This is a genomic window from Mucilaginibacter sp. GW821-FHT07G05, assembly GCF_059418565.1.
In genome coordinates this window covers 18947-39533 of record NZ_JBWKQC010000011.1, presented here as the reverse complement: position 1 = coordinate 39533, position 20587 = coordinate 18947, and the positions used below count along the sequence as shown (strand labels likewise).

Below are 20587 nucleotides of genomic sequence, written 5' to 3'. Positions count from 1 at the left end.
CGCAAAAAATTCAAAAAGTATCAACGGGCCGACGCCATGTCCTGCGCCTACAATTATCAACGCATTAAGAGCTATAACAGCTATTGTGAGTCCTTTGTGAATACGCACTTATGTATTTGTGTCTTTTTTAATACATGTAATCCTCTTACGATTCCAGTTCCAGTATTTGCTCGGCGAGGGTTTCCCATTTTTGTTTTAGGGCCTTTACCTCATTTTGTTTTTGCTGATAGGCCATGTTGGTTTCTTTCAGCTTCGCAGCATCTGTGTATATTTTATCGTCCGCCATTTTGGTTTCCAGCTCGGTAGCCGCTTTTTCAAGCTCGGCAATTTGCTGTTCCATTTTGGCTAAGTCCTGGTTAAGCTTTTTTAGTTGCTGTGTTTTGTTTTCGCTGTGCGGCTGCTTAACAGGTTCAGGTTTTTTTTCTTCTTTTTTAGGTTGCGGTGCGACAGGGGCGGCTTTTTGCTCAATTTTGCGTTTAGCGTTCCAAACCTCGTACTCGGCGTAAGTACCCGGGTAAATCTTGATCTTCTGATCTTCGATGAACCATATTTTGTTGGCCACGTTATCCAGGAAATACCTGTCGTGTGATACCACTATAACAGTACCTTCAAACTGTTGTATGGCCTGTATCAATATGTTTACCGATTGTATATCCAAGTGGTTGGTAGGCTCATCCAGTACTAAAAAGTTCGCATCGGCGGTTAAGGCCTTAGCCAGCGCCACGCGCGATTTTTCGCCACCCGACAGTACCTTGATCTTCTTAAACACATCATCACCGGTGAATAAAAACGAACCTAATATAGAACGCAGCTCCGTTTCGGTATGCCTTGGGGCGAATGATTGCAGCTCGCGGAGGATCTCGTTTTCAAGATGTAGCGATTCCAGCTGGTGCTGCGCAAAGAAGGTTTGGCTAACATTGTGTCCGGTTTCGCATTTACCGGTATAATCGGTATCAGCCCCGGCTACAATACGTAGCAGGGTTGATTTACCACGGCCGTTAGCACCTATCAATGCTATTTTATCGCCTTTTTCAATAATGGCTTCGGCATCGTTTAAAATGTCAATAGCCGGGTATTTTTTGGTGATGTGTTCCAAGGTAACCACATGCCTGCCCGATTGCTTGGAGAAACGGAAGGTAAAGTTAACGCTTGGATTATCATCATCCACATCGTCAACACGCTCCATTTTATCAAGCATTTTAATGCGTGACTGCGCCATCTTCGCTTTCGAAGCCTTGGCACGGAAACGTTCGATCAGGCGTTCTTCCTGGCGTATTTTTGATTGCTGATTTTTGAACTCGCCGCGTTGTATCTCTTCACGTAACGCTTTTTCTTCGAGGTAGAAAGAGTAGTTGCCCGCGTAAACGGTAAGCTTGCCCTTGCGCGACTCAACCGTACGGTTAATCACCTTATCCAAAAACCACCTATCGTGCGATACGATGATCACCGCGCCGTCAAATGCCTTCAGGTAATCCTCAAGCCATTGAATGGATGGTAAGTCCAGGTGGTTGGTAGGCTCATCCAGCAGTAGAATATCCGGTGCCTGTAACAATATTTTGGCCAGCATAACCCGCATGCGCCATCCACCCGAAAAGGTGCTTAACTGGCGATGTGTATCGGCTTCGCTGAAACCTAAACCGGCTAAAATTTCGTGTGCTTTGTATTCAATGCTATAACCATCGAGCGCCTCAAACTCGCTTTGCTTATCGCTAAGCTTGTGCAATAGTTCTTCGGTGTACTCGGTTTCCAGCTTTTTAAGCAGGTTTTCTATTTCGGTATGCAGTTGGTTTTGGCGCTCAAAAGCTTCCATGGCCACATGCAGAATATTTTTTTCGGATGCGTAAGATAGCAGATCCTGGTTAAGGTAGCCCAACGTAAGGTCCTTAGCCATTGATATACTGCCCGATGTAGGTTTGTATTCGCCTACAATCATTTTTAAAAGGGTGGTTTTACCGGTTCCGTTAGCGCCGATAAGTCCAATTTTTTCGCCCGGTTTTATATGCCAGTTAGCTTCATCGTATAACGCCCTTGCACCTATCTCGAACGTAAGATTATTTATAGAGATCATTTGGCCGCAAAGATACGGTTTTTAAAGCTGAAAGGAGAAAGCCGAAAGGTTAAAGCTGAAAGGTAAAAGGAGAATGGTTAAAGCCGGAACCTCGAACCTGAAACCCCGAACCTAAAAAAACCTTTCCGCTTTAACCTTTCTCCTTTCACCTAAAAATTAAGCTCCCACTGCTTTAAGCCATGCGTGGCTCATGAGGCTTGCGCCTGCAATGCTGGGGTGTACGCCATCAGATGTCCAGTAGCTGCCGGGGGCGCTTTCCTGGGCCTTGTCGAACACGCTTTGGTAGGGAATAAATGTCGCGCCGTATTCGTTGGCTATTTCACGGGCGGTTTCGCGGTAGCTGTTAAAGGTTGGGTACCATTTATCGTCAACCGCTTTTACACCTTTTACAGCGAATGGTTCGCCGATAACCAACCTGATGCCCGGCAAAGCTTTTTGCGTTTGGTCGAGCAGTTTTTTATAGTCGGTTTTATAAACTTCCAATGTGCCTTTGTAGCCAAAACTTACGGTATGCCAAAAATCATTCACACCTATCATAATGCTTAATACGGTAGGTTTAAGGTTGATGCAATCGTCGTTCCAGCGATTGATGAGTTCGTAAACCTTGTTGCCGCTTACGCCTTTGTTAAAAATCTGTAGGTTTTTATCCGGGTTGCTTTTCAGCAATTCGGCAGAGGTTAAGTAAGCATAACCGGTACCCAGTCCCTGCGCGTCGTTAGCGGCAGTTTTACTGCGGTCGCGGCCCCAGTCGGTAATAGAGTCTCCCTGAAAAAGCAGGATGTCATCTTTTTTTAACCCTGTTTTTTTAAAGTTTTCGCCCGCGAAAGCAGCGTTAACAATTGATGGCAGGCCTATAGCGGCTACAGAGCCGGTGGCGGCGGTTTTAATAAAAGTTCGCCTGGTAGCTTTCAGATCCATTGGTTTGTTTGGTTTTATTGATGTTGGTTTGTGACGATTCAAAATGCCCTGCCGCGTAATTACCGCGGTCGTTATTAAACATTAGCGTAGCAAATTACAAATTCTTTATAAAAAAGATAACTTTGCAGCATGTATAGTCTGTTAAAACCACTGCTTTTTAAGTTCGACCCCGAAAACATTCACTACTTTGTTACAAGAAACCTAAAACGGTTTAATAAATTTCCCGGCGGCGCGGCACTTAGCCGTTCAATATGGGATTATAAACAGCCGCTTTTAGAGCGTACCGTGTTTGGTTTAAAATTTATTAACCCGGTAGGTTTGGCAGCAGGTTTTGATAAAAATGGCGAGGTGATAGGCGAAATGGCCAATCTCGGTTTCGGCTTTATAGAGGTGGGTACTGTTACCCCATTACCTCAGCCCGGCAACCCAAAGCCACGCATGTTTCGCCTGCCGGCAGATAGCGCGCTGATTAACCGGATGGGTTTTAATAATATGGGTGTTGATGTGGTGGCCGAGCGCATTGCTGCTTACCGCAAAAATCAGCCCGCTCATCAAAAAGGAATAATCATTGGCGGCAACATCGGCAAAAATAAGGTTACGCCTAATGAAGATGCCGTGAGTGATTACATAAAATGCTTCGACCGTTTATTTGACGTGGTTGATTATTTTGTGGTGAACGTAAGCTCGCCCAATACTCCCGGACTACGTGCATTGCAGGAGAAAGAACCGCTGATGCATATATTGAATACGCTGCAACAACGCAATTCCAAAAACGGCATCAGCCGCCCTATACTGCTCAAAATAGCACCCGATTTGACAGATGACCAACTGAACGATATTGTAGAGATTGTACAGGAAACGGGTATTGCTGGTGTTATCGCTACCAATACAACCATCAGCAGGGATGGCTTAACATCGCCGCATAAAGAGGAAACTGGTGGGTTAAGCGGTAAGCCGTTAACCAATCGTTCAACAGAGGTGATCAGTTATCTGCATACCAAATCAAACGCGTCTTTCCCTATTATTGGGGTGGGAGGTATACATTCCGAAGAGGATGCATTGGAGAAGATACAGGCCGGCGCTTCGCTGGTGCAGCTTTATACCGGTTTTATTTACGAAGGCCCGGGACTAATAAAGCGTATAAACAAAAAGATCCTGTCGGCATAGGGCTAACAGGATCTTTTTAAGATTCTTTTGTAGAAAAGAGAATTAGTTTGCAGCAGCAAGTTTTGCTAAAACTTCGTTATTTTTAGCTAACTGGCTGGTTTTTGATTCAGCTGAACGGCTGCCTGGTTGTATGTTAGTAGCCAGTTTCAAAAATTGTACTTCTAAACGAGAGAAAGTTTTATTTCTTCTATCTTTTCTTTTTAAACGAGTAACGCCCATGATGCTTTATTTTAATGTTTTTTAAACCTTGAGGTCGGGAGCGGATTCGAACCGCTGTAAAAGGTTTTGCAGACCTCTGCCTAGCCACTCGGCCACCCGACCATTTTTAAGGAATGCAAAAGTAGTGATTATTTTTTAGCACTGCCAACTTTTATTTAAATGTATTTCTTTTTATTTCTGAACAAAATATGGCCGTGGCTATCGCTACGTTCAAAGATTCGGCCTCGCCAAGCCTGGGTATGGTGATGGCTTTGCTGATTAAGCGCTCCATTGCCGGGCGTATACCATTGCCCTCGTTGCCCATTACCAGTAGGCCCTCGCTGCCAAAATCGGTACTGTAAATATTGCGGCCGTTAAGCAGGGCGCCATAAACGGGTAAGGCTATTTTTGGTATAAGCTTTTCAATATCAGTATAGTGTACATTAACCCTCGATAGCGAGCCCATGGTGGCCTGCACCACTTTAGGGTTATATACATCTACCGTATCTTCCGAGCAAATAACATTGTAAATGCCAAACCAGTCGGCAGTGCGTATAATAGTGCCCATATTGCCGGGGTCCTGCACGCCATCAAGCACCAACGAAAACTTTTTTTTGAGTGTATCGTAATTTAAACCGGGCCATTCGGGTATTTTTACCAGCGCAACGGCATCCTGCGGGGTTTTCAGGCCGCTTATCTTTTCCAGGTCGTTGAGTGAAATTTGCTGAAAATTTATTTTCTGCGATAAATTCAGCAACTTTGGGTCAGACGAGTACGTTTGGTACACGGTATCGATCTGGTAGGGCGAATTAGCGAACTCATTTATGGATTTGTGGCCCTCCACTAAAAAAAAACCATGCTCACGGCGAAACTTTTTTTGTTGTAAGGACTTTAATAAATTGATTTGAGATTTTGAAAGCATATATAACCACTGCTAATTTCCGCCTTACAATATTAAGTATTCTTTTGCTCATAATAGCTTCGGGATGCAGCATTACGCGCAAGTTGAAAGACAATCAGGCCCTTGTACGCAAAATTACTATTAAGGGTGTTGATAAAGAATTTTCAGAACTTGCTCCTAAATATGTTGATAAAGAACAACAACCCAATAACTGGCTTAACCTGCAATTTTATTACCTTTTCAGTAAAAACGGTAAACGTAATATTGGCGAACCGCCGGCCTTGTTAGATAGTAATTTGGTGGAATATTCTCGCCTGCAAATAGAAAAGTTTTTGCGTAACAAAGGCTATTTGAAAGCTACCGTTGTTGATAGCGTACACATTAAAAAGAAAAAAGCCGAACTGATATTTACCGCTACGCAAGGGCCGCTATTTAAGATACGGGGCTTTACCGATAGTATAAAGGATAAGCGTGTGAAAGCTTTGTACGATCAATACCATCGCGACAGGGCCCATGTTAGACCGGGAAGCCGCTTTGATACCGACAGCCTTGCCTATGACCGCGACGAACTGTACACGGTAATGAAGCGTAACGGATACTTCGATTTTTACCGCCAGTACATCAACTACAATTACGATTCAACCTTTAACAAGAGCGCAGTTGATGTGGAGGTGGTAATAGATAACCCGGCCGGAAGAATAGAGCATCCTATTTATAAAATAAATAACACCCTTATAATCATTAGCCGCAGTAGCAGCCGTATCGCCGGTAAAGCGGATACTATCCAGGTTGATTCGCAATTCAGGTTTGTTGATTTTTCTAAAAAATTCAAACCCCGTTCGGTAACTGATTATATTTTTCAAAAGAAAGGGCAAATTTACAATGTAGATAACCAGGCGTTGACTACGGCCCGCCTTTCGGAGCTTAACGTATTCAGAAATGTACCCAACCCCACCTATACCAAACTGGCCGATAGTAGTTACCGGCTGGATACCAGAATTGATATAACGCCGCTGAAACGCATGAGTAACCGTATTGAGGGCGAGTTCCTGTTTAATCAGGGTCGTTATGGTTATAACGTGGGTAATACTTTTACTAACCGCAATATGTTTAAGAGCGCTGCTATATTGCAAATTAAGGTTAACTGGAGTATCCTTTTTGATAACGGTACCAATACTATAAACAGGGGTAATATAGAGAATCAGGATTTTAAGGTGGGTGTGAGCTTGAGTTATCCGCGTATTATTACCCCGTTTCACTTTCCTATATTGGGTAAATACGGTGTGCCGCACACCACCTTTGCCAGTAACTACCAGTTGTTTTACCAAAAGGGCCTCGTAACACGGGAGAGCTTTATTAACTCTATCACCTACGATTTTTTTGAAACACCAGATAAAAGACATACCATTACCCCTATATCTATTGAGTTTTCACGCGGGCGTATAGATGAAGATGCGCGCCTGCAACTGCTTAAGCAAAACAGGTATTCTTATGTGTACTTGATTGGTCGCACTATTTTTACTTCGGGGAGCCAGTATACGTATCAACTGAATGCCAATAAACTTAACTCGTATAACGATTTTATTTACTTTAGGGGAAGCGTGGATGTAGGCGGCAATACTTTCTCGGCATTGAGTAAAGCGTTTAACACCAAGCGCGACAGTACAGGCAAGCGTACCTTGTTTGGCTATGAGTTTGCCCAGTATGCCAAAACGGAGATAGATTTGCGTATATATCGTAATACAGGCGGCGAAAATCAGTTTGTATTCCGTATTAACCCGGGTATTGGTGTGCCTTATGGTAACAGTAATCAGCTCATATTTGAAAAGAATTTTTATGCGGGTGGCGCTAATGATATGCGTGCCTGGTTACCGCGTACCCTCGGACCGGGGCAGTTTAACCGTGCCAGCTATGGTGTAGGGCCCGATGCCGATACCGCGCGTGCCAGCTTAAAGTATATTGATCAGTTTGGTGAGATCAAAATAATTGGTAATGCCGAGTACCGCTACCGCCTTGCTGATAACTTCTTTGGCTCGAAACTTAAAGGCGCCGTATTTATGGATTTCGGTAACGTTTGGCGTCTGGGCAAAAAAGATGAAAGCCCTAATGGCGAATTTAAGCTGGGTAACTTGTGGTCATCAACAGGTATAGGTATAGGTACAGGGCTAAGGTTCGATCTTACCTTTTTTGTTTTCCGTTTCGACGTGGCCTTCAAATTTAAAGATCCCCAGTTTACCGGGTCAGACCAATGGGTACTGTTGAAACACGGAGGCGAACTATTCAGGTCGGGCTCGTTTAAAGAATCGTATAAAGCCAACAATAGCCAGGAAAGCTACAATTTTATGCAGCTCAACTTTGGTGTAGGCCTACCGTTCTAATTAATGAGTGAGTTGTTGAGTGAGTGAGTGAGTGAGTGAGTGAGTGAGTGAGTGGGAATCGCCACACACACACACACACACAACTTTCGGACTTCCCGTCTTTCCAACTTCCGGACTTCCCCCTAAAACATCCCCTTCAAACCATCAATAATACTTTCGAAAAAGGTAGGTATACTGAGGCCGTTGTGGTGGTTAAAGTAAAAGAAGATCACAAAAATGATCACCGCTATAATGATAAAGCGCTTGAACATGTAAGCCAGCAATATCAGCGCGCAGGGAATGGCTAACAACAACATCCAGCTGATGTGCCATGGGCTTAACTTGCTATCGTGTTTGTAAACGTAGTAGAGTATAGAGTGTGTACCGTTATCGTTTTCGTGCTTACTGTACAAAAACATCGATTTATCAATTTTATGCCTGTAAAAAGCCGTGCCCTTATCAAAGCTTAACGCTTCCTGAAAACCGTTAACCGTAAAGGTGAATATGCCGCTTACATTTTCGCGGATGTTGCCCGCGGTATCGGTGGCTATAATGGCCACTTCATCTTTAGCAAAAGGGTTTTCTTTTATTACAAAATGATCAATAGCGATGGTATCGGCTGATGCCGTAAAGCTGTATGTGATATATAGGCAAAGGAGGAGTAAAAACTTTCTCATTTTTAAATGTACAATTTTTACTAAAGATAGATAGAGTTTTTTAACCGCCAAGGCAGCAAAGCACTAAAACTCAAATAAGGCACACGTGCTGCCGCGAAAAACTATTTGTTCAATAAAAATACACCCAGGTTTAAAGCCGTAGCAAAGCTAACCCACACCAAATAAGGTATCAATAACCTGCCTGCAGTTTTGTTGTATTTGTAAAACATGCTGATGGTTAGCAGTATGCTGAACAATAGAATCACGATGATGATGAGTCCACCTAAAATGAGGTGCATCTTGAAAAAGATGTACGACCACGAAAAGTTGAACAACAATTGTATCACATAAACCATGCGGGTGTTGATAAATTGCAGGCTATCATCTCGCCGTTGCCAAACTAAATAAGCTGCCGTACCTATCAATATATATATGATGCTCCAAACCGGCCCGAAAACCCAAGATGGCGGCGTAAACGATGGTTTGTTAATGCTGGCATACCAACCCGGTATCTCGGGACGGGTAAATACAAAGCCGATAAAAACGCCGAGAACCAGTGGTATGGCTATGCTGATCAGCAGCGGGCCAATTTCAATTTCGCGCGAGGATTGTGGGGTAGTAGTACTCATGGATCTGTTAAAATGACTATATGCCGATTGTAGTATTATTTAGGTTTTAAAGGTAATGATTACCTTAGCCAAACTGAACTCAATTTAAATTAATGATAAAAGCTTATAAATTGTATACCGGCCATGATGGCCATTCGCATGTTATAGAAGGCAGCATTGCCGAAGGTATGTTGCATAACGCGGCTTCTATTCGCTTTCAGGAAACAGCACCGCATTCAAACTACAGCTGGCATAATGCTCCTGTTGAACAATATGTAATTACCCTTACCGGTACCTTAGAATTTGAAACCCGCCCCGGCGAAAAATTTATTGTACGCCCCGGTGAAATACTGATAGCTCTCGATACCACCGGAACCGCCCACCGCTGGCGCATGCTTGGCGACGACCCCTGGAAACGTGCCTACGTTGCCTTTGAACAAGATACCGAATTGAATTTTGTGCCTGATGAAGTGAAAGAAGAGGTAAAGTAAAGGGTATTACCATACAATCGCTGTTCGAAGTTAGGATATTTCGAACAGCAACATGGAACAGCCAGGGACGCTAAAAATGACAATACTGAGAGAGCTCGTATTACTCATTAACTGTCATGCTGAGGAACGAAGCATCTGTCGGCAGTTTGTAAAGAGAAGAAGATTCTTCGCTATGCTCAGAATGACAGCTTTTAACACATTATACAGAGGAATAATCCATAACAGATGCTTCGTTCCTCAGCATGACAGATCAAGGTAAAACCCTTAAATATACGATAAGCCTTCCTGCTTGCGAGGGGTGTAATAATAGGGTTTGTAATTATCATCGGCGAGCTCGCAGCTTACCCGCATGGAGTTAAAAATGAAATCGCCGAATATGTTGGCTATAGCAGCGTCGGCGGCATCGCGGCCGGTAGCTATTTTTATAAGACTATTAAGTGGGGCCAGCTTGGTGGCATCAAATAGTATCCACTCACCGCCAATGTAGGCCTCAAAACAGGCATGGAAATCGGCCGGTACCAGTTTGTAAGCATAGCCGGTAAAATAACGTGCAGGTATGGTTAAGGCACGGCACAGGGCAATACCTAAATGAGCGAAATCCCGGCATACGCCGGCCTGCTCGGTAACGGTATCGTAGGCGGAGGTTTCCGAATTGGTGGAGCCGCTGAGGTACTGCACATTGTTATAGATCCAGTTTACCAGAGTGGTTACCTTTTCAAACGGACTTTCAATATACCCAAACATATTATGCGCCAGTCGAAACAGCTTGTCCGACTGGCAATACCTGCTCGGGTTAAGGTACGGCAATATATCCGGCGATAACTTATGAATAGGCACTTCTTCGGCCGCGCTCATATCTATCAGTTTGTAGCAATTATCAATGGTGGCACGGTATTGCAGCTTTAGCTCACCGGGTTCGGTCACTTCAAGGCGTACCAAGCGGTTTTCGCCATTTGCCGATACCAGTTCTTCGGCCTTTATGTAGGGCTCAACCGTAAAGGTTTCGTTGATAACTGTTTGGTTAGGTGTTCGTAAGGCATGTATGCATAGTATCAGCGTTCCCTGTGATTGGGCCGTATACTCCATATCCGCTAATACATCAAATTTCATACTGTTAATATACTATTTTAATTATACATTTTGCGGCAGTTTGTTAAATGCCGCGTCCATCCAGTCTTCCGATATATTGTCGAGCGCGTTCTTCAATTGCTCGGCCCATTCGGTTGATATATTTTCAAGATCCTTTTTCTCGTAACGTTGCTCTATTATTTCAAAACTATCCTTCTTATACAATATCACATCAATAGGGAAGTCAACATTATTTGAACTCACCCTTGTAGAATCAAACGACAGGAAGCCGGTTTTAAGGGCAATGCGCATGCTGGTATCCTCGTTCAAAATACGGTTCATGATAGCCTTGCCATGGCCCGAATTACCTATCACCACGTAAGGCGCGCCTTGCCCCAGTTCCACCCAGTTACCTTCGGGATACAGCAAGAACAGTTTGTGCTCGTCATCATCCTTCAGCTGGCCACCTATTATGGTATTAAGGTCAAACCTGAAACCCGCCTTTTCAAGCGATACCCTGTCCTCTTCGGCCGCGCGCTTTACCTGTTCGCCAAAGGCATTTACCGCTTTATAAAGCTTATTATACTCCTTGGTTTCCAGCAGCTCTGTAAAATAAACGATGGCCTTATCACGTACAGATCGTAAGCCGCTCGTCATGATAAAAAGCGAAAAATGATCTTTTTGTTCTATCGTTATCTTCTTTTTAATGGTGGTATCGGTACCCGATGTAATGCGTGTATCGGCAATGGCAACCAACCCTTCTTTTACTTTAATGCCTAAACAATATGTCATGATGTAAACGGAGCAATAGTGTAAAAATAAATAGGGCACAAAATACTTAAATTAACACATATAGGTTTTAAAAAGTAAAAAAGAAGCAAAGCCTTGTAACTTTGTCAAAACGCATGGTTTTATTGAAATTAAAACTTTTTTGTAGTTTAGTTTTTAAGCTTACATTACTTTAAACAGCCACCGGCATTATTGATGAAGATATTATTAGTAGAAGACGAGCCAAAATTGGTATCCATAATAAAGCGCGATCTTACCGCGGAGGGGCACGAGATCAGCGTAGCGCTGGATGGCATAACTGGGCTGGGCATGGCCATAAAAGCCGATTTTGACCTGATCATTCTGGATATTATGCTGCCCGGTATGAATGGCCTTGAAGTATGTAAAAACCTGCGTAATGCCAACCAGTCGGCATCAATACTGATACTTACCGCGCTGGGCACTACCGAAAATATTGTGGTAGGTTTAGATAGCGGGGCCGATGATTATATGGTGAAGCCCTTTAGTTTGGATGAGCTGAACGCCCGCATACGCACGCTTACGCGGCGTAAATCCGGTTACCAGGAGTCAAATACCCTGCGTGTGGCCGATCTGGAGATCAACACCAGTTCAAAGGCTGTTAAACGCGGCGATAAAACGATTGAACTTACCGCTACCGAATACCGCTTGCTGGAGTTTTTGGTAAAGAACCGTAACCGCATGCTGTCGCGAATTGAAATATTAGAGAACGTGTGGAATATAGATTTTAACATGGGCACCAACGTGGTTGATGTATATGTAAACTACCTGCGTAAAAAGGTAGACCGCGATTTTGATCTCAAACTGATACATACCGTGGTAGGTATGGGCTATATATTACGCAGCGAAGCTGCCTGAACATGAAGATACAAAGAAAGGTAACCCTGCTGTTTTTAGGCTCGGCCGTATCCATTGTGGTATTGCTGATGGGGGCTATATTTTATTTTGCCCACGAGTTTGCCTTTGAAGATTTTTATAAGCGACTGGAAGCCCGCGTTAACCTTGCCGCGCAAATATATAGTTCAAACAATAACGATAGTGTAGATGTGTACCGCGAGGTGCGCCGTCGTTACCTGGAGGTGCTGCCATCTGAGCATGAGTACATCATCAAAACCAAAAATATTAATGCTAAGGGCGAAGCGCAGGATCTGCCTCCTAAACTGGTGAGGAATATTCTGCGGAATAGCGCCGCCCGTTTTAAGAAAGAGAACACGCTGTATGCCGGCCGGCGGTTCGGGACCGGCAATGCGCAGATCATTGTGGTAGTTTCGGCCCGAGATCCGTATGGATTAAAAGAACTGGAAAATCTGCAAAGGATATTGATAACGGGCTTTTTTATAGCTATTGTGGTAATTTATGCCATTGGTAAAATATTCTCGTACCAAATGTTGAAACCGGTACGCAGTATTATTAAAAGGGTGAAATCTATAACAGCCAGTAACCTGCATTTAAGGCTGGAAGATAGAAAAGGGGAGGACGAGATAGCCGAGCTTACCCAAACCTTTAACGATATGCTGAACAGGCTGGAAACGGCCTTTGAAACGCAGAATAACTTTGTTAGCAACGCCTCGCACGAGCTGCGTACCCCGTTGGCCATAATTAAGGGCGAGGTTGAAATCGCACTCAAAAACCGGGATGAGCCGGGAGCCGATCATTATAAAACGTACAACGAAATATGGGCCGCTACCCAAAGTTTGCAGGATATATTGACCAGTTTGCTCGGTTTGGCACAAACAGGTTTCGATGGTAAAAAACAAAACTGGGAAGATATACGTGCCGATGAACTGATCTGGCTGATAAAGGAAGCGGTAGATTACATTAACCCGGCCAATAAACTGGCGATAGACCTATCAGCATTGCCCGAAAATAACGACCTGCTTAAAACCCGCGGTAATATTAACCTGCTTAAGCTGGCTTTAAGCAACATCGCGCTTAACGCCTGCAAATACTCCGACAATAAACCCGTGGTACTAAAGCTGATCCCCGAAAAAGGGAATATCATTTTTAGTGTAAAGGATGAAGGCATCGGTATTCCGCAGGAAGAGGTTCAGCATATTTTTGAGCCTTTCTTCAGGGCATCAAACACCGGCGAATACGAAGGGCATGGGGTAGGCCTGCCGCTGGCCTTAAACATCATCCGCCTGCACAGGGGAAGTATCGCCATATTATCAAAAGTAGACGAGGGTACCGAGATCAGGATCATGCTGCCGGTTGTTGCTGACGATGATGAGGTTAGTGTTGTTAAATAGACGAAATTTTGCTGTCGCGAGTTTAGCATAGCGTAACTCGTGACACAGCATGGTGTAAGCTTTCAGCTTACTTAGTTAGTTCTTCGTTAGGAACGGTTCTGCTTTATTGAACGTTAGTGGAAGTACTTTTTTCTTTTCTCCCAAAAGAAAAAAGTACCAAAAAAGAAAAGTCGCGGCTGCGCAAGGAACTATGTTGGGTTGTGCTGTGGCAAGGATAGTGCTCCCCGTTCCTTACGATGCCGCATTTTTTAGGTTATGTTAGGGTAGTGCTTTTGCATAGTTATGAATAACTTCTGAATGCGCTTTGCTGAATGGTCCTCTATTTCGCAAGAGAAAAGAGGACGCAAATAAATTAAAAATTAGAATTTTAAATCCCTCTTTACGAAGTAGAGAGGGTGATCCAGCGAAGCGAAGATCGGGTGAGTTGCTCTAATGCGTTCTGCCCCCCAGAGTCGTTTGGCTCCAGCCAAGTGTCAGCTACCCCGCGGCGTCCCGCCGCAAACATACAAGCCCTTTCTTTCACGTAAGCTGAAAGCTTACGCCATGTGGGTCACGAGTTACGCTATGCTAAACTCGCGACAGCGCCGCACTACACAAGCAGTAAAAGCCCTCAATTCCCCCAAATACAAATTATTTTCAATTCTAATCATTCTCTAATCTCGCTCTTAAATCATTCTAATGCGCTGTGCGGATACTTGTAGTATCAAAGTTGAACAATAAAATTTAATACCATGCAAGTAAAAAAGATCATAATCCCTACAGATTTCAGGATGGAATCTTTGGATGTTATCCATTCGTTAGTATTAAATCAACCTAACGATAAATTCGATATCGTGTTGATGCACTTCTTTAGCTTGTCCGATTCTATAACTGATCTGCTGATGCTTTCACGCCGCAGCCGCGAGTACCAGTACGTGAGCGAAGAGTTTAATGATAAATGCCTTGAAATAACAGCTTTTTACAGCGAAAATATCAGCAATATCAGGGTAGAGTTTTTCTACGGCAACACGGTTACGCTGTTTAAGCACTTCATCGAAGCACACGAAATTGACGCCATTGTTAACCTGCAAGGTTATACCATTGCAAAACTGGCTAAAAACAGCTTCGACCCGGCTACGCTGATAAGCCGTTGTGGCCTGAGCGTAATAAACCTGCCATTAACCGAGGTGAACATGGCTCCGCAAACTATTGCCGAAACACCGGCCACCGTACAAGCGGAGCTGGAAGAACAGGAAGTTTAAAACCGGTTTTATACACTTTAAAACTTAAAACTATGTTACTAAAGCAAAACATACCCATTAAATATGTGGTAGAAAAAATAAAGTACGAATTGATATTAGTGAGCGTATTTGCGGTTAGCATAGCATTGGTACACCAATATTTTCCGCACATGCGTATTTCAATACCTATCGCGGTACCGGCTATACTGGCTACCATTATATCGTTGTTGCTGGCTTTCCGGTCAAACCAGGCGTATGACAGGTGGTGGGAGGCCCGGGGAATCTGGGGTTCTATCGTGAACGATTCGCGCTCGCTTACACGTCAGCTCACTACGTTTTTAGATAATAATGGCTTTAGCGAAGAGGTAGAATCGTTTAAAAAACGCTTTGTAAGGCGGCAGATAGCCTGGTGTTACAGCCTTAGCGACTCGTTACGTAACCAAAACGCGTATGGGCGCAGCACCGAGTTTTTGCTTGATGAAGAAATAGAATACACCAAGCGTTTCAGCAATATGCCTAACAGCCTGCTTAAACTGCATGGTATGGATATACGCCTGGCTTATACCAACGGCTGGATCAACGAATACCAGCAGGTAGAGCTTGACCGCACCCTTACCCGTTTGTGCGATTCTATGGGTAAATGCGAGCGGATCAAGAATACCGTATTTCCGGTAACTTATAGCTTGTATATACATTTTTCGTTGTACTTGTTCATCGCGCTGATGCCTTTCGGACTGATAGAATACTTCGGGATGTTTGAGGTGCCGTTAATTGTTGCTATTGCAGCCGCGTTTATGCTGGTTGAAAAAATGGCCATCCACTTACAGGATCCATTTGAAAATAAACCTACCGATACGCCTACAACGGCAATATCGCAAACTATTGAACGCGATTTGAAACAGATGTTAAACGATAATCACAGCGAGGATAAGCACGCGCCGGTGCATAGTGGTAATGCGCAGGCCAATGTGTTTTATATTCTTTAAATGAGGTGGGGACTTAGTTTATAGTATAATCCTCCTGTGATTGTTGTTATTAGGTTTGGTAAACAAAACCTGTTTGTGAGAGAGTGGGTAGCCTTGCGGCTGCCCGCTTTTTTTTGTGTCGAAGAATTGTGTGTTTTGCCTGTGTTACCGGGGGCTAATGGTGAAGAGCCCTTTTTAGTAATAAAGAAATTTAAGTGTTCCCGAAGGGATTCGAACCCCCATCATCAGAACCGGAATCTGACATTCTATCCATTGAACTACGGGAACAAGCGCGCAAATATAGATAAATCATCTATTTATTGTGAATTTGATTTTGAAGATTCGTTGGCTCGCTAACTCTTATTTTATATTCCGGTGCTTTTGCCTGCTGACTGAAGGGTTTGTTTGAAACATTTGCTTAAAGGCCCGGCTAAAATGCGATGGGGTTTCAAAGCCGCTTTCATAAGCCACTTCGCTGATGGTTTTATCAGTATTTAGCAGTAGATTTTTAGCATGTAGCAGTCGTTTCTCCAGCAGCCATTTTCCCGGCGTGGTTTGAAACGCGCTTTGAAAATCTCTTTTAAAGGCAGAAAGGCTACGGTTGCTCAGCGTTGCGAACTGTTCTAATTTTAGGTTATAACGAAAATTATCGTTCATCACCCTTTGTAAAGCCATTGGGCGGGGTTCTTGCAATAACGAGCAGAAATAAGAAAGCAGCTCAACATTGCGGGCATCATCGGCAATGGTAAGGATAAGCTCCCTGAATTTGAGTTCCAGCAAAGATTGATCGGGCTCTTTCGACTGGCTGAAATACGATGACATAGATAAAAAGAAAGCCGCCAAAGTATCGCTGGTTTCCAGCGATATTACCTGCTTGTGAGCGTTACCTTTTTGTTGGAGTTTGCCCAGTTTGGCGCTTAGCATATGGCATATAAAATCGTCAGGTATAAAAAACAACACTACGCAAAAACCAACATCCATCAATTGTTCCAGTACGAAAGCACCCTTCCTGATGAATATGCAGCTTCCCTTTTGAATATCGTAAACACCATCAGCCGTATGCCAGATCTTTCTGCCATCTACCGCGTAAAAAAGATAATTGTACTGGCTCCAAAGTCCGGCAAACCGTGTTTTCATCAACCTTGCCTCTAAAGGGCAATTAAAGGCAGTAATAAGGGTGTCGTTACAACTAAACTGCCTGTAATAGTTAGGATGCTGCAATACGCTTTCGTAAAAATTGATCATCGCTTGTGCAAAACTTAAGGTTAATTCGCCTGACCTTTAAAGACACTATTTTGGGCTTCTAAGATAAAGATAAGAAGTTGACTGTCTGTATTTTTGATAAAAATTAAATTACATGAACGCGAATAAAGCACTATGGGAAAAAGGCGATTTTACGAAGATCGCCGAAACAATGCGCGGCAGCGGCGAAGCGCTGGTAGCAAAACTGGGAATCACAAAAAATACACGTATACTCGATTTGGGTTGCGGCGACGGCACCACCGCCATACCGGCAGCTCAACTGGGGGCAGATGTTTTAGGGGTGGATATAGCGGGCAACCTTGTTGCCGCGGGTAATGCACGTGCGCAAGCGGCCGGCCTGCACAATTGTACTTTTCAGGAGGGTGATGCAAGCAACTTGCAAGGACTTGATAATAGCTCGTTTGACCTGGTGATCAGTATTTTTGGAGCGATGTTCGCGCCAAGGCCCTATGAAACCGCTAAAGAAATGGTAAGGGTAACCAAACCGGGAGGCAAAATTATTATGGGCAACTGGATTCCGGGCGATCCTACCCTGGTAGCGCAGATCCTTAAGATCAGTTCGGCTTATACGCCGCCGCCACCCGAGGGGTTTGTTAGTCCGATGCTTTGGGGAGTGGAAGATGAAGTGATTAAGCGATTTACCGATGCGGGTATTGCAGCTGCAAACATAAAATTCAGCAAAGAACCCTTCACTTTTAATGCGACCTGTACGCCTGCGGAGTTTGTAAACCTGTTTAAACTGTATTATGGGCCAACCATGAATGCCTTTGAAGCCGCAAACGCCAATGGTAAGGCAGCAGATTTACAGCAAGAGCTGGAGAACTTATTTACCGCGCAAAACAGCGGTACAGATGCAAATACAACTTCAATAACCGCCACTTACTTATTGGTTGATGTTACGGTATAATGTACCCTAAAATACAAACTCAAAACAGTTTCTTTAACCATCAAACTAAATACCCTGCCCGCGATACCGGGTGGGGTTTTTAAATTAAGCATATTTAAAACTCATTATCTGCTACTTAGCTTAGTTTCCTACAATAAATGTGCGTAACCATTAAACGAAATGCTTACAAGCAGGGTCATACAGCTATAAAACAATTAACCTTGTATCGCAATGAAACGAATATTCTATACCCTGTCATTATTACTATTAGTGATCAGCGCAAGGGCGCAATCTTTTAACCCTCCTGCCGAAGTATTTATAGCCATCCGTGAGAATGGCAATTATACCATCAAACTTGATGATCAGTTTATTGGTTCGCGTTTGCAACGCTTTCGTTTTTTCGAGGTGCAGCCGGGGCGTAATTTGCTTACCATATCGCAGGGCAACCGGGTGCTGTATAAAGACTATGTGAGCATAAAACCCAATACCCGCCTCATAGCCGGTTACAGTGTCGCCACCGGTTTAAAAGTTACCGAAGAACTGGATATTATTGTGCGCGGAAAATATAATCTTGATAACTGGAATAATGTATTATTTCGGCCCGAAGAAGGTGGTAATGGCCGCGGACCTGTGCGGGTTAATGGTATGGAACAACGTGAGTACGCTTACCTCTATAATACCATAAAAGCCGAAGCCTTCGATTCAGGTAAACTGAAGGTATTAAAGGTGGGTTTAAAAAACAGCCAGATATCAACCGGGCAATTAACCGACTTGCTTAAGATGTTCACTTTTGATGATAAACGCCTTGAAAGCGCGGTATTTGCTTACAATTACGTGAGCGATGCCCGCAACTTTTACCAGGTGCGCGATACCTTCACTTTTGAAAGCGGTAAACGCGAAATAGATGACCTGGTGCTGAAAAAATAGAATTGTTACCCCAACCGCAGCGTAAACTTAGTTTCTTCCTCGGTAGAAACCACATTGAGTGAGCCATTGTGCGCTTTGGCAATTTCGGATGCTATGTATAAGCCCAGGCCAAGGCCTTGTTGGCCGGGTTTTACTTCGCCGCGTGAGAAGGGGTTGAATAATCTTGCCATGGCGGCTTCCGGTATTGGCTGCCCGGCGTTGGTTACCGATAGGGTAAAAACGCCGTTGTTTGTATCGGCATTTATTTTGATTGGCGTATCTTTTTGACCGTGAGTAAGAGCGTTGTTCAGCAGGTTTGAGAAGAGCTGGGCTATACGCCTGCCATCGCAATTAAATGATTCCCGGAGTTCAAATTCGGTTTCGATAGTACGATCAGGCCACATTACATGGAGCTCTTCAATTACTTGGGTTAATATAGGCTGCAGGTCGCAAATTTTGCTTTGCAGGGTTATACCATCCCCCATACGGCCGCGGGCAAAATCAAGTATGTTATCTATCAGTCCTTTCATCCGGAATGACGCGTTTTTTATAATACGCACAAAATTGGCAGCATCGGGAGTTAAAGGCATGCGCTGCAACACCTGTGCGCTGCTGGATACCGCGCCCAGCGGATTGCCCAGGTCGTGCCCCAATATGGAAATGAACTGTTCGCGCAGTTCGGCTGTCTGGCGCTCTTCGTGCAGGTTGCTTTCAGACAATGCCAATTGCTCGGCCGAATGGATATGAAAAGCGATCAGATCAGCAAATAGCTGGAACATGCCCAGCGTTTTGGTATTGTTCAGCTCATTAGGTCTTGGGTCGATAGCGCAGAGGGTACCAAAAAACTCACCCGTTTTTAGCGTGATGGGAATTGATATATAGCTTTGAAAGCCATACATGGCCGGTGTGTGGTGTGTTGCGAAAAACGGGTCTTTAGCTACGTGGTCTATCACTACTACCTTTTGGCTTTCACGTATCTCATTACAGATGGTGGTTTCAAGCTTCAGCTCTCCACCGGGCTTTAGTCCGAATTGTATATCGTCGCGTACGGCACAGGCTACCCATTGTGTTTCGGTAACGCGTGCCACAGCAGCAAAGCCCATCCCGGTGGTAAGGCATACTACATCAAGTATGTTTGATACCGCATCTATACGGGCAATTTTTTCAATATCTGCCTGTATGTCAACCTTGTTATTGCTCACTCTCAATAGTTTAAAAGAATATCTTACTAAATTTACAGGCCATAGCTACAACCTGTTAAATTTAAAGTAATTATACAATGTTATTATAACTAATTTAATAAATTAATAAGTATTATTTCAGCGGTTTTGTTTAGCTACTTTAATCATTTTCCGATACTGAAAATAAGGTAAGGCAAATCGGACAATCAAGACACCTAACATTTCTATCTCAATGGACATTCAGGAACAAATCAAAGACTACATCTCCGGCCAGCCCGAGCCAAAGCGCGGTGACATGGAAACGCTGCATCAGCTGATAATTAAAGTATTGCCGGAAGGTAAACTATGGTTTGAGGACGGAAAGAACAGCGAAAACAAAACGGTTAGTAACTCCAGTATTGGATATGGAATTTACACCATAAAATATGCCAATGGAAAAAGCCAGGAATTTTATCAAATTGGTATGAGTGCAAACACAACGGGTATTTCTATTTATATACTTGGTATTGAGGATAAGACCTACTTAGCCCAAACCTATGGAAAAGAATTAGGCAAGGCGAGTGTGACCGGCTATTGCATTAAGTTTAAAAATTTAAAGGATATAAACCTTGATGTACTTGAAGCAGCCATACGATATGGCATTGCGGTAACCAGTGAAAAGTAAATTTAAACCAGACC

At 43.7% G+C, this 20587-nt stretch carries 20 protein-coding genes and 2 tRNA genes; 10 read left to right on the top strand and 12 right to left on the bottom strand.

Annotated features, from left to right (window positions below):
* Positions 1–145 precede the first annotated feature (145 nt).
* Positions 146–2068 carry an ABC-F family ATP-binding cassette domain-containing protein gene (locus AC07NA_RS22590; RefSeq protein ID WP_494899983.1) on the bottom strand — a complete coding sequence of 641 codons (1923 nt, stop codon included), beginning with the start codon at positions 2066–2068 and terminating at the stop codon, positions 146–148.
* A gap of 156 nt (positions 2069–2224) precedes the next feature.
* Positions 2225–2986, bottom strand: a complete 762-nt coding sequence (locus AC07NA_RS22585) for an SGNH/GDSL hydrolase family protein (protein ID WP_345214398.1) — start codon at positions 2984–2986, stop codon at positions 2225–2227.
* Positions 2987–3115: 129 nt separating this feature from the next.
* Here AC07NA_RS22585 and AC07NA_RS22580 point away from each other — a divergent pair, with 129 nt between their 5' ends.
* Positions 3116–4153 (top strand): quinone-dependent dihydroorotate dehydrogenase, encoded by a 1038-nt coding sequence (locus tag AC07NA_RS22580; RefSeq protein WP_345214399.1) that lies wholly within the window; start codon positions 3116–3118, stop codon positions 4151–4153.
* Positions 4154–4195: 42 nt separating this feature from the next.
* On the opposite strand, the gene AC07NA_RS22575 is transcribed toward AC07NA_RS22580, so the two are convergent.
* The 3 genes from AC07NA_RS22575 to AC07NA_RS22565 all read right to left on the bottom strand — a co-directional run bounded on the left by AC07NA_RS22575 (position 4196) and on the right by AC07NA_RS22565 (position 5273).
* Positions 4196–4372: a spore protein gene (locus AC07NA_RS22575; protein WP_345214400.1), complete on the bottom strand. Its 177-nt coding sequence runs from the start codon at positions 4370–4372 to the stop codon at positions 4196–4198.
* A gap of 31 nt (positions 4373–4403) precedes the next feature.
* A tRNA-Cys gene (locus AC07NA_RS22570) sits at positions 4404–4474 on the bottom strand.
* A gap of 49 nt (positions 4475–4523) precedes the next feature.
* Positions 4524–5273 carry a TrmH family RNA methyltransferase gene (locus AC07NA_RS22565; RefSeq protein ID WP_494899980.1) on the bottom strand — a complete coding sequence of 250 codons (750 nt, stop codon included), beginning with the start codon at positions 5271–5273 and terminating at the stop codon, positions 4524–4526.
* On the opposite strand from AC07NA_RS22565, the gene tamL reads away from it, so the two are divergent.
* Complete coding sequence (gene tamL / locus AC07NA_RS22560; RefSeq protein ID WP_494899978.1) at positions 5264–7630, top strand: translocation and assembly module lipoprotein TamL; 2367 nt, start codon at positions 5264–5266, stop codon at positions 7628–7630. The genes AC07NA_RS22565 and tamL overlap by 10 nt on opposite strands.
* A gap of 122 nt (positions 7631–7752) precedes the next feature.
* Here tamL and AC07NA_RS22555 read toward each other — a convergent pair whose 3' ends face one another.
* Both AC07NA_RS22555 and AC07NA_RS22550 read right to left on the bottom strand, forming a co-directional pair.
* Positions 7753–8286, bottom strand: a complete 534-nt coding sequence (locus AC07NA_RS22555; RefSeq protein ID WP_345214403.1) for a hypothetical protein — start codon at positions 8284–8286, stop codon at positions 7753–7755.
* A gap of 101 nt (positions 8287–8387) precedes the next feature.
* The gene (locus tag AC07NA_RS22550) at positions 8388–8894 is read right to left on the bottom strand and encodes a TspO/MBR family protein (protein WP_494899976.1); all 507 of its coding nucleotides are present in this window, start codon (positions 8892–8894) and stop codon (positions 8388–8390) included.
* A gap of 92 nt (positions 8895–8986) precedes the next feature.
* On the opposite strand from AC07NA_RS22550, the gene AC07NA_RS22545 reads away from it, so the two are divergent.
* Positions 8987–9364 carry a hypothetical protein gene (locus AC07NA_RS22545; RefSeq protein WP_494899974.1) on the top strand — a complete coding sequence of 126 codons (378 nt, stop codon included), beginning with the start codon at positions 8987–8989 and terminating at the stop codon, positions 9362–9364.
* A 264-nt stretch (positions 9365–9628) separates the two neighbouring features.
* Here the strand turns inward: AC07NA_RS22545 and AC07NA_RS22540 are convergent, their stop codons facing one another.
* Entirely contained in the window at positions 9629–10474 is an 846-nt protein-coding gene (locus AC07NA_RS22540) for a transglutaminase-like domain-containing protein (RefSeq protein WP_345214406.1), read from the bottom strand.
* A gap of 21 nt (positions 10475–10495) precedes the next feature.
* On the bottom strand, positions 10496–11224 hold the full coding sequence (locus AC07NA_RS22535; RefSeq protein ID WP_494899972.1) for a proteasome-type protease: 729 nt from the start codon (positions 11222–11224) through the stop codon (positions 10496–10498).
* A gap of 192 nt (positions 11225–11416) precedes the next feature.
* Between AC07NA_RS22535 and AC07NA_RS22530 the strand changes: the two genes are divergently transcribed.
* The 4 genes from AC07NA_RS22530 to AC07NA_RS22515 all read left to right on the top strand — a co-directional run bounded on the left by AC07NA_RS22530 (position 11417) and on the right by AC07NA_RS22515 (position 15694).
* Entirely contained in the window at positions 11417–12097 is a 681-nt protein-coding gene (locus tag AC07NA_RS22530; RefSeq protein WP_494899970.1) for a response regulator transcription factor, read from the top strand.
* A 2-nt stretch (positions 12098–12099) separates the two neighbouring features.
* Positions 12100–13488: a HAMP domain-containing sensor histidine kinase gene (locus tag AC07NA_RS22525; RefSeq protein WP_494899968.1), complete on the top strand. Its 1389-nt coding sequence runs from the start codon at positions 12100–12102 to the stop codon at positions 13486–13488.
* Between the two features lie 731 nt (positions 13489–14219).
* The gene (locus AC07NA_RS22520; protein WP_494899961.1) at positions 14220–14729 is read left to right on the top strand and encodes a hypothetical protein; all 510 of its coding nucleotides are present in this window, start codon (positions 14220–14222) and stop codon (positions 14727–14729) included.
* A gap of 32 nt (positions 14730–14761) precedes the next feature.
* Positions 14762–15694 (top strand): bestrophin family protein, encoded by a 933-nt coding sequence (locus AC07NA_RS22515; RefSeq protein WP_345214085.1) that lies wholly within the window; start codon positions 14762–14764, stop codon positions 15692–15694.
* A 195-nt stretch (positions 15695–15889) separates the two neighbouring features.
* Here the strand turns inward: AC07NA_RS22515 and AC07NA_RS22510 are convergent.
* Both AC07NA_RS22510 and AC07NA_RS22505 read right to left on the bottom strand, forming a co-directional pair.
* Positions 15890–15961: transfer RNA gene (locus AC07NA_RS22510), tRNA-Arg, on the bottom strand.
* A 72-nt stretch (positions 15962–16033) separates the two neighbouring features.
* Positions 16034–16918 (bottom strand): helix-turn-helix domain-containing protein, encoded by an 885-nt coding sequence (locus AC07NA_RS22505; protein ID WP_494899956.1) that lies wholly within the window; start codon positions 16916–16918, stop codon positions 16034–16036.
* A gap of 112 nt (positions 16919–17030) precedes the next feature.
* On the opposite strand from AC07NA_RS22505, the gene AC07NA_RS22500 reads away from it, so the two are divergent.
* Positions 17031–17843: a class I SAM-dependent methyltransferase gene (locus AC07NA_RS22500; protein WP_494899954.1), complete on the top strand. Its 813-nt coding sequence runs from the start codon at positions 17031–17033 to the stop codon at positions 17841–17843.
* Between the two features lie 210 nt (positions 17844–18053).
* Positions 18054–18749, top strand: a complete 696-nt coding sequence (locus AC07NA_RS22495; RefSeq protein ID WP_494899952.1) for a proline and serine-rich protein 1 family protein — start codon at positions 18054–18056, stop codon at positions 18747–18749.
* Between the two features lie 5 nt (positions 18750–18754).
* Here the strand turns inward: AC07NA_RS22495 and AC07NA_RS22490 are convergent, their stop codons facing one another.
* On the bottom strand, positions 18755–19930 hold the full coding sequence (locus AC07NA_RS22490; protein WP_494899950.1) for a GAF domain-containing sensor histidine kinase: 1176 nt from the start codon (positions 19928–19930) through the stop codon (positions 18755–18757).
* 211 nt (positions 19931–20141) lie between these two features.
* Between AC07NA_RS22490 and AC07NA_RS22485 the strand changes: the two genes are divergently transcribed.
* Positions 20142–20573, top strand: coding sequence for a DUF1801 domain-containing protein (locus tag AC07NA_RS22485; protein WP_494899948.1), 432 nt, complete (start codon positions 20142–20144; stop codon positions 20571–20573).
* The last annotated feature ends 14 nt before the right edge of the window (positions 20574–20587 follow it).

What these genes read in the sequence shown, in the direction of transcription:
- AC07NA_RS22590 (WP_494899983.1), bottom strand. Translation starts at nt 2,068, where the DNA reads ATGATCTCTATAAATAATCTTACGTTCGAGATAGGTGCAAGGGCGTTA.
- AC07NA_RS22495 (WP_494899952.1), top strand. Translation starts at nt 18,054, where the DNA reads ATGAAACGAATATTCTATACCCTGTCATTATTACTATTAGTGATCAGC.
- AC07NA_RS22575 (WP_345214400.1), bottom strand. Translation starts at nt 4,372, where the DNA reads ATGGGCGTTACTCGTTTAAAAAGAAAAGATAGAAGAAATAAAACTTTC.
- AC07NA_RS22485 (WP_494899948.1), top strand. Translation starts at nt 20,142, where the DNA reads ATGGACATTCAGGAACAAATCAAAGACTACATCTCCGGCCAGCCCGAG.
- AC07NA_RS22525 (WP_494899968.1), top strand. Translation starts at nt 12,100, where the DNA reads ATGAAGATACAAAGAAAGGTAACCCTGCTGTTTTTAGGCTCGGCCGTA.
- AC07NA_RS22515 (WP_345214085.1), top strand. Translation starts at nt 14,762, where the DNA reads ATGTTACTAAAGCAAAACATACCCATTAAATATGTGGTAGAAAAAATA.
- AC07NA_RS22585 (WP_345214398.1), bottom strand. Translation starts at nt 2,986, where the DNA reads ATGGATCTGAAAGCTACCAGGCGAACTTTTATTAAAACCGCCGCCACC.
- AC07NA_RS22535 (WP_494899972.1), bottom strand. Translation starts at nt 11,224, where the DNA reads ATGACATATTGTTTAGGCATTAAAGTAAAAGAAGGGTTGGTTGCCATT.
- AC07NA_RS22530 (WP_494899970.1), top strand. Translation starts at nt 11,417, where the DNA reads ATGAAGATATTATTAGTAGAAGACGAGCCAAAATTGGTATCCATAATA.
- AC07NA_RS22520 (WP_494899961.1), top strand. Translation starts at nt 14,220, where the DNA reads ATGCAAGTAAAAAAGATCATAATCCCTACAGATTTCAGGATGGAATCT.
- AC07NA_RS22540 (WP_345214406.1), bottom strand. Translation starts at nt 10,474, where the DNA reads ATGAAATTTGATGTATTAGCGGATATGGAGTATACGGCCCAATCACAG.
- AC07NA_RS22555 (WP_345214403.1), bottom strand. Translation starts at nt 8,286, where the DNA reads ATGAGAAAGTTTTTACTCCTCCTTTGCCTATATATCACATACAGCTTT.
- AC07NA_RS22550 (WP_494899976.1), bottom strand. Translation starts at nt 8,894, where the DNA reads ATGAGTACTACTACCCCACAATCCTCGCGCGAAATTGAAATTGGCCCG.
- AC07NA_RS22505 (WP_494899956.1), bottom strand. Translation starts at nt 16,918, where the DNA reads ATGATCAATTTTTACGAAAGCGTATTGCAGCATCCTAACTATTACAGG.
- AC07NA_RS22500 (WP_494899954.1), top strand. Translation starts at nt 17,031, where the DNA reads ATGAACGCGAATAAAGCACTATGGGAAAAAGGCGATTTTACGAAGATC.
- AC07NA_RS22545 (WP_494899974.1), top strand. Translation starts at nt 8,987, where the DNA reads ATGATAAAAGCTTATAAATTGTATACCGGCCATGATGGCCATTCGCAT.
- AC07NA_RS22565 (WP_494899980.1), bottom strand. Translation starts at nt 5,273, where the DNA reads ATGCTTTCAAAATCTCAAATCAATTTATTAAAGTCCTTACAACAAAAA.
- AC07NA_RS22580 (WP_345214399.1), top strand. Translation starts at nt 3,116, where the DNA reads ATGTATAGTCTGTTAAAACCACTGCTTTTTAAGTTCGACCCCGAAAAC.